The 12,405-nt window shown below is 64.8% G+C and carries 11 protein-coding genes; all 11 read right to left on the bottom strand.

The genetic code is table 11. From position 1 onward, the window contains the following. Positions 1-12: 12 nt before the first annotated feature. Complete coding sequence (locus AAFF19_RS04630) at positions 13-522, bottom strand: DUF4442 domain-containing protein (protein WP_034692827.1); 510 nt, start codon at positions 520-522, stop codon at positions 13-15. A gap of 11 nt (positions 523-533) precedes the next feature. Then, complete coding sequence (locus AAFF19_RS04625; protein WP_182118072.1) at positions 534-2,936, bottom strand: 3-hydroxyacyl-CoA dehydrogenase/enoyl-CoA hydratase family protein; 2,403 nt, start codon at positions 2,934-2,936, stop codon at positions 534-536. A gap of 117 nt (positions 2,937-3,053) precedes the next feature. After that, complete coding sequence (locus AAFF19_RS04620; RefSeq protein WP_182118071.1) at positions 3,054-3,491, bottom strand: DUF2147 domain-containing protein; 438 nt, start codon at positions 3,489-3,491, stop codon at positions 3,054-3,056. 45 nt (positions 3,492-3,536) lie between these two features. Further along, positions 3,537-5,333: an acyl-CoA dehydrogenase C-terminal domain-containing protein gene (locus tag AAFF19_RS04615; RefSeq protein ID WP_182118070.1), complete on the bottom strand. Its 1,797-nt coding sequence runs from the start codon at positions 5,331-5,333 to the stop codon at positions 3,537-3,539. 4 nt (positions 5,334-5,337) lie between these two features. Beyond that, entirely contained in the window at positions 5,338-6,078 is a 741-nt protein-coding gene (locus AAFF19_RS04610; protein ID WP_182118069.1) for a TetR/AcrR family transcriptional regulator, read from the bottom strand. Positions 6,079-6,245: 167 nt separating this feature from the next. Continuing rightward, positions 6,246-6,908: a nucleoid occlusion factor SlmA gene (slmA, locus tag AAFF19_RS04605; protein ID WP_182118068.1), complete on the bottom strand. Its 663-nt coding sequence runs from the start codon at positions 6,906-6,908 to the stop codon at positions 6,246-6,248. A gap of 190 nt (positions 6,909-7,098) precedes the next feature. Next, on the bottom strand, positions 7,099-8,547 hold the full coding sequence (locus AAFF19_RS04600) for a sensor histidine kinase N-terminal domain-containing protein (RefSeq protein WP_342721831.1): 1,449 nt from the start codon (positions 8,545-8,547) through the stop codon (positions 7,099-7,101). A 90-nt stretch (positions 8,548-8,637) separates the two neighbouring features. Beyond that, complete coding sequence (locus AAFF19_RS04595) at positions 8,638-9,333, bottom strand: response regulator transcription factor (RefSeq protein WP_008903229.1); 696 nt, start codon at positions 9,331-9,333, stop codon at positions 8,638-8,640. A 204-nt stretch (positions 9,334-9,537) separates the two neighbouring features. Beyond that, complete coding sequence (argB, locus tag AAFF19_RS04590; protein ID WP_008903228.1) at positions 9,538-10,428, bottom strand: acetylglutamate kinase; 891 nt, start codon at positions 10,426-10,428, stop codon at positions 9,538-9,540. Positions 10,429-10,503: 75 nt separating this feature from the next. Beyond that, complete coding sequence (locus tag AAFF19_RS04585) at positions 10,504-11,607, bottom strand: glycosyltransferase (protein WP_182118067.1); 1,104 nt, start codon at positions 11,605-11,607, stop codon at positions 10,504-10,506. Beyond that, on the bottom strand, positions 11,604-12,392 hold the full coding sequence (locus tag AAFF19_RS04580; protein ID WP_182118066.1) for a glycosyltransferase family 2 protein: 789 nt from the start codon (positions 12,390-12,392) through the stop codon (positions 11,604-11,606). Before AAFF19_RS04580 ends, AAFF19_RS04585 begins: the two co-directional genes overlap by 4 nt. Between the last annotated feature and the right edge of the window lie 13 nt (positions 12,393-12,405).

Raw genomic sequence — 12,405 nt, 5'->3', positions numbered from 1 at the left:
GTTGACACTCCTTCAATTCTTGGGGGGGCGGCTGGAAGGAACCCAGGCCCACGTAAATACACATTCGACCGGCTCCACACCGGCTTCGTCGGTCACGGTGACCTTCACCTGAACCTCGCCCTTGTCGCTGGCCTGCATGGCAGCGCGCTGCTCGGCTGTGAGCGTGGCCACGGCCTTGAGGCCGCCCGTGGCGCGCTTCTTGAACGCCATGGAGAGCTCCTTGGCCAGCGGGATGCAGTCGTCGCGCACGTTCATGCCCACCACCATGCCGGTGGCTGTTTCGGCCAGCAGGTTCATGGCCGAGGCATGCACACCACCGATGTGGTTCTGCACGCGGTGCTCGTTGGCGAGGTGCACCTCGACCCGCTCGGGCGTGAGCGACACGAACTTCACCCCGGCCGTACCGGTGAAGGGCACAGCCCGGCGCAGGATGATGTTCTGCACAAAGCCGCGCATGAAGGCGGGGGCTTCGTCCAGACGCATCAGCGAGCGCTGGAGTTTGTTGGGGGCTTGGCCCGTCATGGTGATACCGGTCAATTGCGGACAGGCTTACCCGTGGAGAGCATTCCGAGAATGCGCTCGTGCGTCTTGGGCTGGGCGATCAGGTGGCAGAACACCTTGCGCTCCAGCGTGAGCAGGTATTCCTCGCTCACCAGGGCGCCCGCATCCACATCGCCACCGCAGACCACCTCGGCGATCATGGCGCCGATCTTGAAGTCGTAGGCGCTGATGAAGCCGCCGTCGCGCATGTTCACGAGCTGGGCCTTGATGGTGGCCAGGCCGCTGCGGCCCGCCACGGGGAACAGGCGCTTGTGCGGTGCACGCCAGCCGCTCGCGGCCATGGACTTGGCTTCGTTGATGGCGACGAACAGCAGCTCGTCCTTGTGGGGCACGATCACGTCGCTGTCCAGCAGGTAACCCAGCTTGCGCGACTCCAGCGCGCTGGTGCCCACCTTGGCCATGGCCGCGGCGGTGAAGCCTTCGGTCAGGAACGGAAGGATGTCCTTGCCCGTCGAAGCCGCCATGTTCTCGGCCGCGCGGCGGGCGATGTAGGTCAGGCCGCCGGCGCCGGGCACCAGGCCCACGCCCACTTCGACCAGGCCGATGTAGCTTTCCATGTGCGCCACGCGCTTGGCCGAGTACACGGCCAGCTCGCAACCACCGCCCAGCGCCATGCCATGGATGGCTGCGACGACAGGCACCTGCGCGTAGCGGATGCGCATCATCAGGTTTTGCAGCTCCTGCTCGATGCTTTCCACCGCATCGGCACCGCCGACCATGAAGGCAGGCATGGTGGCTTCCAGGTCGGCACCCACGCTGAAGGGGGCGTCACCGGACCAGATAACCATGCCCTGGTATTCGGCCTCGGCCAGCTCCAAGCCTTCCATCAGGGCTTCCATCACCTCGGGGCTGATGGCGTGCATCTTGTTCTTGATGCTGGCGATCAGCACCTGGCCATCCAACGTCCAGGTGCGCAGCGCCTTGGACTCGGCGATGGTCGTGCCTGCGGTGCGCCAGTCGGGCAGGTTGGACTCGCCCAGCAAGGCCTCGGGAAAGATCTGGCGCTCGTACACCGGCAACTGGCGGCGTGGCACAAACTTGTTCTGCGATGCACTCCAGGAACCTTGTGCGGTGTGCACGCCACCGGCGTCGGCCACGGGGCCTTTGAACACCCATTCGGGCAGCGGCGCCTTGGAGAGCGCCTTGCCCGCGTCGATGTCTTCCTGAATCATTTTCGCCACGTCGAGCCAGCCCGCTTCCTGCCACAGCTCGAAGGGGCCCTGCTTCATGCCAAAGCCCCAGCGCATGGCCTGGTCCACGTCGCGGGCGTTGTCGGCAATGGTGCCCAGGTGCACGGCTGCATAGTGAAAACTGTTGCGCAGGATGGCCCAGAGGAACTGGCCGGGCGCGCCTTCGGCGTTGCGCAGCAGGCGCAGGCGCTCGGCAGCGGGCTTCTTGAGCATGCGGGCATACACCTCGTCGGCCTTCTGGCCGGCGGGCACGTACTCTTCGCTTTCCAGCTCGAAGCGCATCACATCACGGCCGACCTTCTTGAAGAAGCCTGCCTTGGTCTTCTGGCCCAGGTTGCCCAGCTCCAGCAGCTTTTTCAGCACGGCGGGCGTGCCAAAGCTTTCGTAGAACGGGTCCGTCTCAATACTCAGGTTGTCCTGCAGCGTCTTGATGACGTGGGCCATGGTGTCCAGGCCCACCACGTCGGCAGTGCGGAAGGTGCCGCTGGATGCACGGCCGAGCTTCTTGCCCGTGAGGTCGTCCACCACGTCGAAGGTCAGGCCAAAGTTCTCGACCTCTTTCATCGTGGACAGCATGCCGGCAATGCCCACGCGGTTGGCCACGAAGTTGGGCGTGTCGTGCGCGCGCACCACGCCCTTGCCCAGGCCGCTGGTCACAAAGGCTTCCAGCTGGTCCAGCACTTCGGGCTGGGTGGTGGGCGTGTTGATCAGCTCCACCAGCGTCATGTAGCGCGGGGGGTTGAAGAAGTGGATGCCGCAAAAGCGCGGCTTGATGCTCTCGGGCAGCACTTCACTCAATTTGGTGATCGACAGGCCCGAGGTGTTGGACGCCAGGATGGCGTGCTTGGCCACGTGGGGAGCGATCTTGGTGTACAGATCGAGCTTCCAGTCCATGCGCTCGGCAATGGCCTCGATCACGAGGTCGCATTCCTTGAGCAGGTGCATGTGCTCTTCGTAGTTGGCCTGTTGGATCAGCGCCGCATCATCGGCCACGCCCAGGGGCGAAGGCTTGAGCTTCTTCAGGCCTTCAACGGCCTTGGTGACGATGCCGTTTTTCGGGCCTTCCTTGGCAGGCAGGTCGAACAGCACCACGGGCACCTTCACGTTGACGAGGTGGGCGGCAATCTGCGCGCCCATCACGCCTGCGCCGAGCACGGCGACTTTTTTCACTTGAAATCGGGACATGTTTTGATGAGGTTCAATCCGTTCGGGCTGAGCTTGTCGAAGCCGTGGCGAGGGGGTTGCATCCAGGCCCTTCGACAAGCTCAGGGCGAACGGGGTTTTGTGAAAGATGAGCAGCGCTTACTGGACGCGGATCCAGGTCTGCGTGCGACCGAAGGGGCCGATAGAGCCCCGCACTTCGAGCTTCTTGCCGCCCTCGATGGGGGTCATGCGCAGGGTGTAGTTGCGACCGTTCTCGGGGTCGAGAATCTTGCCGCCTTCCCACACATCCTTGCCCTCGGCCTTCTTGGCGGCGCGGATGATCTCCAGCCCCAGCAGCGGCTTGCCCTTGCGGTCGTCCGTGCACTCATTGCACACATCCTCGGGCTTGGCGTCTTTGGTCAGGCGCTTTTCCAGCGCCCCGTTCAGCACGCCGCCGCCGATGTCGCGGATGCGGATTTCGGCCTTGGCCTCACCGGTCTTGTCGTCGATGTTGCGCCACAGGCCTTCGGGCGACATCTGCGCCCAGGCCGGCAAGGCACTCGCTACCAAAACAATAGCTGCTACCGCTTTATACATAAGCGCTCCGTGGCAAAATGACTTGAAATCCGCACCCATGACTGATCAGGCCAGTGCCAGATCGGTGTCCATCAGCACCTTGCTGCCGGCACGCGCCGTGCGCATCAACGTGGCGGTTTCGGGGAACAGCTTGGCGAAGTAGAAGCGGGCCGTCTGCAGCTTGGCGCCGTAGAAGGGGTCGGTGTTGCCAGCGGCGATCTCGCGCAGGGCGACCTGGGCCATGCGGGCAAACAGGTAGCCAAACACCAGGTGGCCGGCCACGCGCAGGTAGTCCACGGCGGCTGCGCCCACTTCATCGGGGTTCTGCATGCCCTTGAAGCCGATCTCGGTGGTGAACTTGGTCATCTGGTCGCCCAGCATGGCCACGGGGTTGATGAACTCGGCCATCTTCTCGTTCACGCCCTCTTCTTCCACCAGCTGGCCAATCAGCTTGCCCAGCTTCTTGAGCGTGGCGCCCTGGTTGCCCAGCACCTTGCGGCCCAGCAGGTCCAGCGACTGGATGGTGTTGGTGCCTTCATAGATCATGTTGATGCGGTTGTCCCGCACGTACTGCTCCATGCCCCATTCCTTGATGAAGCCATGGCCGCCGAAGACCTGCATGCACGCGTTGGTGCTGATGTGGCCGTTATCGGTGATGAACGCCTTGACGATGGGCGTGAGCAGGGCCACGAGTTCTTCGGAGTCCTTGCGCACCTTTTCATCGGGGTGGCTGTGCACCTTGTCCAGCAGCAGCGTGCAGAAGATCTGCAGCGCGCGGCCACCCTCGGCATACGCCTTGGCAGTGAGCAGCATCTTGCGCACATCGGGGTGCACGATGATTGGGTCGGCATCCTTGTCCTTGGCCTTGGTGCCGCTGAGCGAACGCATCTGGATGCGGTCCTTGGCGTAGGCCAGCGCGTTCTGGTAGGCCACTTCGGTCAGGCCCAGCGACTGGTTGCCCACGCCCAGGCGGGCGGCGTTCATCATCACGAACATGGCGGCCAGGCCCTTGTTGGGCTGGCCCACCATGGTGCCGATGGCGCCGTCCAGCGAGATCTGCGCCGTGGCGTTGCCGTGGATGCCCATCTTGTGTTCCAGGCCGGTACAGAAGATCGGATTGCGCTCGCCCAGCGAGCCGTCGTCCTTGACATTGAACTTGGGCACGACAAACAGGCTGATGCCCTTGCTGCCCTTGGGCGCATCGGGCAGGCGGGCCAGCACCAGGTGCACGATGTTGGCGGCCATGTCGTGCTCACCCGCGCTGATGAAGATCTTGTTGCCGGTGAGCTTGTAGGTGCCGTCGGCCTGGGGTTCGGCCTTGGTGCGCAGCAGGCCCAGGTCGGTACCGCAGTGGGGTTCGGTCAGGCACATGGTGCCGGTCCACTCGCCGCTGGTCAGCTTGGGCAGGTACAGCGCCTTCTGTGCGTCGGTGCCGTGGGCGTGCAGGGCTTCGTAGGCGCCGTGGCTCAGGCCGGGGTACATGGTCCAGGCCTGGTTGGCCGAGTTCATCATCTCGTACAGGCACTGGTTCAGCACGAAGGGCAGACCCTGGCCACCGTAGGCCGGGTCGCAGCTCAGTGCCGCCCAGCCGCCTTCGACGTACTTGGCGTAGGCATCCTTGAAGCCCGTGGGGGTCTTCACTTCGTGGGTCGCCTTGTCGAGCACGCAGCCTTCGGTGTCGCCGCTGATGTTGAGCGGGAAGGCCACTTCGGCAGCAAACTTGCCGGCTTCCTCGATCACCGCGTTGATGGTGTCCACATCCACGTCAGCATGGGCAGGCAAGGCCTTGAATTCATCACTGACCTTGAACACTTCGTGCATGACGAATTGCATGTCGCGCAGGGGCGGCGTATAGGTAGGCATGGGTTTACTCCTTGGATGGGATGGTTTGGGTGGAAACTTTGCGGCGCCGGGAGCCAGCCGGTTCGGCCGGCGCGGCAGCAGCCTGCGCCCCGGCGCTGTAACGCGCCAGGATGTTGTGAAAGCCCTGCACGGCGCGACCCATGGAGCCGGGGGTCTGCAGGAACCGTGCTTCATAGTGCAGCGCCAGGATGAGGCCGTGGATCTCGAACAGCATCTGCTCGGCGTTGGTGTCTGCACGCAGCTCACCCAGGCCTTTGCACTGCTCTATGGCACGCTGCATGGCGGCATGCCAGGTCAGTACCGAGCTGGCCAGTGCGTCGCGCACGGGGCCGGTACGGTCATCAAACTCGACCGCACCACTGATGTAGATGCAGCCCGAGTCGATTTCGATGGAGGTGCGCTTCATCCAGTTGTCGAACATGGCCGACAAGCGCGCCAGGCCGCGCGGGGCGGACATGGCGGGGTAGAACACCTCCTGCTCGAAGCGCGTGTGGTATTCGCGGATGACGGAGATCTGCAGCTCTTCGCGCGAGCCAAAGTGGGCAAACACGCCCGATTTGCTCATGCCCGTGACATCCGCCAGCGCCCCGATCGACAAGCCCTCCAGCCCGATGTGCGTGGCCAGCCCCAAGGCGGCCTCGACAATGGCGGCCTTGGTTTGCTGGCCTTTTTGCAGGGCACGGCCGGTCCCGCTGCGAGCGCGCGGGATGCGGGTAACCGGGCTGGGGGAAGAGGTGGAAGGCATGCAGGCAAATAAAAACGAACGTTCGTTCTATTTTGCAGCAAATTCCGCCCCCCGCCAAAACCCCCGGGAAAAATAGGGAGCCCGCCCAAAATCCACCGTTGTTGCCACGCCACCCCCCCAAAGGGTCGGCCAGCAGCCGCCCGCGACAGGCCTGCCCGGCCGCCTGGCTACAGGATCAGCGCGAGGCTGGCGTCCAGGTGCTCAGTGGGCAGGCGCTTGAACCCCGAACGCGCATACCGCTGCAGGCGGCCCACGGCAAACGCCGCCAGCACGCTGGCCGCCACCTGGGCATCGACCGTGGGGGTGGCAGAGCCCGCAGCCCCCGCCCGCAGACACTGGCGCAGGGTGGACTCGATGCGGTCAAAAAACTGGTTCATGCGCTGCTGCAGGCGCTCGTGCTCGAACACCAGCGCATCCCCCACCATCACCCGCACCATGCCAGGGTTGCGCTCGCCAAACTGCAGCAGCAGCGCCACGATGCGTGCGGCCTGGCGCCTGCCGACTTCGGCGGGTTGGTCCGGGTCGGGCACGTCGCGGCCGGTGATCTGCTGGACCAGGGTGAACACGGTTTGTTCGATGAAGTCGATCAGCCCCTCGAACATCTGCGCCTTGCTCGCAAAGTGGCGGTACAGCGCCGCCTCGCTGACCGACAGGCGTGCAGCCAGCGCGGCCGTGGTGATGCGCTCTGCCCCGGGCTGCTCCAGCATGGCCGCCAGCGCTTGCAGGATCTGCACCCGCCGCTCGCCGGGCTTGGGCCGCTTGCGTGCCGCGGGCGTTTCACCCACATCGTCGGTACTGGCTGGCTCTGGAAGGGGCAAAAGTTCAGACATGCAGGAACAGGGGCTGGGATGGGGCCATGCGGCCAGTGGCGCCCTGTGCCCAGCGTCACGCCACAGGGCATGCGCCGGTCTGCGGCAGGGCGTAAATCATGTGTGGAAATGATTCTCGCACAGGGTTCACAAAGGGCTTTCGCACCGCCGGCACGGCCCGCATTGCCTCATAGCCGCTGCGCTCTGCACCCTACGGCGCAAACACCACCGTGACCAAGAGCCCCCGGCCGTGCGCGCCAGCCCCCAGCTTGAGGGATGCCCCGTGCACGCGCGCAATTTCGTCGGCGATGGCGAGCCCCAGACCTGTGCCCTCGCCCAGTGTGCCGGGCACCCGGTAAAAGCGTTGCATGACCCGGCCACGCTCGGCGTCGGGCACGCCGGGGCCGTCGTCCTCTACCGCCAGAAACACACGGGGCGTACCCGCGCGTTGGCGCATGCCGCAGCGTATGGTGACCACGCCCCCTGGCGGGGTGTATTTGATGGCGTTGTCCACCAGGTTGGAGAGCAGTTCGCGCAGCAGCCAGCCGTGGCCGGTGACGTGCACGGGCTCGACTTCCAGGCCCAGGTCCAGCCCCTTGCCCGTGGCGGGGTCGAGAAACGTTTCCAGCAGGGTTTCGCACAGGTCTTTCAGGTCTACGCGCTGGGGGGCCTGCGCGTCCAGGCTGCGCGCATCGGCGCGCGACAGTGCCAGCAACTGGTGCGCGAGCTGCGATGTGCGACGCGTGGCGTTGCGCAGCTTTTCAATCTGTTCAACTCCTAAAACAATAGCGCCTTGCGCTTTACTGTCATGCGCTGGAGGCACTTTTCTATCAGAATTTTGGATCGCAACCCGGGGTGGCGCCGCCGCCTTGGCCATCATGGCCCAGGCCTCGACCTGCGACTGCAGGCCGGCCAGCGGCGTGCGCAGCTGGTGGGCCGCATCGGCCACGAAACGGCGCTGCGCCTCGGCCTGGGCATTGACCAGCGCAAACAGGCGGTTGAGCGAATGCACGAGCGGGCGCACTTCGGCGGGGGACGAGGCCTCGTCGATGGGGCTCAGGTCGCGCGGCGATCGGTGCTCCACCGCCTCGGCCAAGTCCACCAGCGGCTTGAACGCACGCCCCACCGCCCAGTGGATGGCCAGCGCCGCCGCGGCCACCAGCACCAGATTGGGCAACAGCACCCGCAGCAACAGCTGCTGGGCCCATTGCTGGCGCGGGTCGGAACCGTCGGCCAGCGCCACCACCAGCTCCCCCGCCCCGGTTCGCCCGCGCTGCACCGCCACGCGGTAGGTCACGCCGCCGTATTCAGCGCTGTGGAACTCCGGCTCGTGTGTGCCCGGTACCGCGCTGTTGACCCAGGCATCGCCCAGCAGCAGGCGGCCCGAGGTGTCGCGCACGCTGTACGCAGCAAACCCGGCGTTCTGGCGCAGGAAGTCCTCGACCGGCGGTGCCAGCAACAACAGCGGGGGCTCGCTGTCGCGGATCGAAGGCGCCAGCACCGAATCGGCCAGCGCCGGGAGCAAGCGCAGCAGGCGCTGGTCATGCCGTCCGGCGGCCTCGTCGGCCGAGCGGTAGTCCAGCCACACCCCCACCAACGCCAAGGCAAACAGGGGCAGCACCAGCAACAGGAGCAACCGGTTGCGCAGATCGGAGGTCATCGCGCGCAACCCAGGCCGCTGGAAGGGGGTGGTGCGGTCCAGCTTCGTCATGCGCGTCACCGGGATGGAGGGCAGCCTGCCGGGCCCGGTTCAGGCGGCGGCCTGCAGTTCCAGCCGATAGCCAAAGCCTCGGATGGACCGCAGCGCCACGCCATGGGGCTCCAGCTTGCCGCGCAGGCGCGAGACATACACCTCGACCGCGTTGGGCGTGATCTCCTTGTCCCAGCCGGTGAGCGCCTGCAGCAGCTTGTCCTTGCTGGCAGGCTTGGGCGCGTTGATGAGCAGGTATTCGAGCACCGTCCACTCCCGGGGGCCCAGTTCGATGACCTGTTCACCCTCTGCGGTGCGCACGCTGGCACGGCGGCCTGCGGTGTCCAGCTCCAGCGGCCCGAAGTTCAGCACCGCCGTGGTGGCGGCCTGCGAGCGGCGCAGCAGGGCACGCAACCGCGCCAGCAACTCGGGCAGCTCGAAAGGTTTCACCATGTAGTCATCGGCCCCCAGGTCCAGGCCCTGCACGCGGTCATGCAGCGCGTCGCGCGCTGTGAGGATCAGCACCGGCATCGCCGGGCTCACCATGTCGGGGCGGCGCAGGCGGCGGGTCAGCTCGAGCCCGTCCATGGCAGGCAGGCCGATGTCGATGATTGCCGCGTCGAACGATTCCGCGCGCAGCACCTCTTCAGCGCGCTCGCCACTGCCTACCCAGTCCACGGCATAACCAGCGTCCGTGAGCCCCAGCTTGATGCCGCTGGCCACCATGATGTCGTCTTCGACCAAAAGCAGGCGCATGGTTCATCCTCTGCGTCTAATGAGTCGCATTGATGCGGCCCATGCAACAGGCACAGCGCTTGCATTGCGCGCGACCCAAGCCAGCGACCGCCGCACAAGGGCCGCCAGTATTCCGCTGTGAGGGCGCTGGCGGTGTCCCCCCTCCGCGTTGCGCAGCAATGCAAGAGAGGGGGGAAGGCGCGCAGCGACTCAGGGGGGTGTTCATCAATGACTACGGATCATGGTGCCGTAGGCCTGATCGGTCAGGATTTCCAGCAGCATGGCATGCGGCACCCGGCCGTCGATGATGTGCACGGCATGCACCCCCGCCTTGGCGGCATCCAGTGCGCCCGCAATCTTGGGCAGCATGCCGCCGGAGATGGTGCCGTCGGCAAAGAGGGCATCAATCTCGCGGGCGGTCAGGTCGGTGAGCAGATTGCCTGCCTTGTCCAGCACGCCCGGCGTATTGGTCAGCAGCATGAGCTTTTCAGCCTGCAGCACCGTGGCGAGCTTGCTGGCCACCACATCGGCGTTGATGTTGTAGCTCTCGTTGTTTTCGCCAAAACCGATGGGGCTGATCACCGGAATGAAGGCGTCATCCTGCAGCGCCTTCACCACGCTCGGGTCGATGGAAACAATGTCGCCCACCTGGCCTACATCGTGTTCGATGGCGGGGTTCTTGCTGTCCACCATCTTGAGCTTCTGCGCGCGGATCATGCCGCCATCGCGCCCGGTCAGGCCCACCGCCTTGCCACCGGCCTGGTTGATCAGGCCCACGATGTCCTGCTGGACCTCGCCGGCCAGCACCCATTCGACCACTTCCATGGTCTCAGCATCGGTCACGCGCATGCCCTGGATGAATTCGCCCTTCTTGCCCAGGCGGTTGAGCGCGGTCTCGATCTGCGGGCCGCCACCATGCACCACCACGGGGTTCATGCCCACCAGCTTGAGCAGCACCACATCCTCGGCAAAGTCCGCCTGCAGGGCCGGGTCGGTCATGGCGTTGCCGCCGTACTTGATGACCATGGTCTTGCCGTGGAACTTGCGGATATAGGGCAGCGCCTGGGCCAGGATTTCAGCCTTGTCGCGCGGGGCAATCGAAAGAAGGTCGGTCATGGAGGCGGGCCATCCGGAGAAAACTGTGAGGCGCAAATTGTGCCGCATTCGCCAGCGTCGCGAGCACAGCCAGCTTCAGTGGCGCAACCAGTGCGGAACCTTGAAGCGCACGATGGCGAAATACGCCATCACATAGCTGACCACAAACAGCCCGCAAAACGCCATCAGCAGCGGCGTATTGCTCCAGAACAGCACGGCCGGCACCACAGTCAGCAAGGTAAAGCCCCACAGATAGGGGGAGGTGCGGTTGTTGCGCATCAGCATGCGGCGGGACTCATCGTCGTGGAACACCCCGCGCACGATGCGCCGGTAGATCAGTTGGTGAAAGTGCAGCGCATCTGCCACCCCGGGCGAAACGCCCCGCACGGCTTTGCGATATATCGAGAAGACTGTCTCCCACACCGGGTAGATCAGCAAAAGCATGGGAAACCACGGCGACACATCGGCATTGCGCTGCACCAGGGAAATACTGGCCAGCGCGATCACCACGCCCCACACGTAAGCGCCCCCGTCACCTGCAAACAACATGCCACGCGGGTAGTTCCAGACCAGGAAACCGCCGGTGGCAGCGGCGGTGCAAACCAGCATCGCCGCCAGCGCGCGGTCTCCGACCTGCAAAGCCACATGGGCCAGTGCCAGACAGACGATGAGGGCCACCATTCCCGCAAGGCCGTTGTAGCCATCGATGATGTTGAAGGCATGGGGCAGGCCGGCCACTGCCAGCACCACAATCCCGATGCCGATCCAGGGAGCAGCGCCGAGCAGTGCGTCAGCCACTGGCCAGCCGAGGCGGGGCAGCGTCAAGCCCAGCAGCGCCACGGCCAAAACACCCGATGCGCCGGTCAGAACCAGCCGATAGCGCACGGACAACCGCTGGGTCATGTCTTCTGCGATGCCGCCCAACGCCGCAGGCAGCAGGGTGAAAAGCCAGCCCCCGACCCAAAAACCCATTCCCAACGAGCCAGGGTCACCCCATTGCAGGGTCTGCAACATGCCCAGAACCCAGCTTACCCCCAGGCCCAACAGCAAAGCCGCACCGCCCAACCTGGGAACATCGCCGAGATGAAACCTCTGCGGCATCCCATCGCCATAGGCTGCAGCATGCGCCCGCCCCCATCGCACAATGAGCCCTGCGACCAACGTCGCCATCAAAAATCCAACCACTGACAACCAAATCATGGGGTGCCGATAGTACCTGCGCTGGACGAGGCAGAGGTTAGCAACTGTTGCGCCTGACGATATACCGGAGAGATCCACAACCGCAGAAGACTGCGCACATGCCACGCAAGGTGCCTGGCACTACGGCCGCTGGCTCGCTGGCCCGTATGAACAACGCACACCGGCGCCCGGACCAGCTGCAGCCCCCGCAGTCTGACCCGCAAGCACCAATCCACATCCTCGCAATACATGAAATAGCGCTCGTCAAACCCCCCCAGCTGGTGCCAAACCGGGGTCGGCACCACGATGCACGCCGCATTTACCCAATCCGCCCGCGTTTCGATCTGCCCCAGCAGCCTTCGGCGCAACAAAGCGGCTGGCGACGGAATCTCTCGCTCACTATCCTGAACACGTCCTTCGTCGTCTACCTGAATGGGATAGGCGCAACCTACGCCTGGCAGGCTGCTGGCGACAAGCAACTCGGGAAAGGGATCGGCGGCTTGCAGCGCAACATCCGGGTTAAGTATGCAGACAAACTCTTCGTCAGCGCCCCTCAAAGCGAAGTTATGGTTTGCACCGAACCCCTTGGGCGTGTCATTTACAACCACTTTCAACTCAAAGGGCCACCCCTCCAACGGCGCCTCTGGGCTTGACTCTGGCAGGTTCTGCACCAGCACCACCCGGGCGACGGATCGCGCCGAAATCTGGGCCAACTGAAGCAGCAGCGCCTGCACCAAGGCTCCGTGGCCGTGGCTCACGATGGAGATCGCCAGACGCGGGCGCTGCAGGGGAAAAATGTCGGCCATCGGGTGCTATTGT

This window comes from Acidovorax sp. FHTAMBA, assembly GCF_038958875.1.
GTDB lineage: Bacteria > Pseudomonadota > Gammaproteobacteria > Burkholderiales > Burkholderiaceae_C > Acidovorax.
This window is presented reverse-complemented; position numbering and strand designations above follow the sequence as displayed.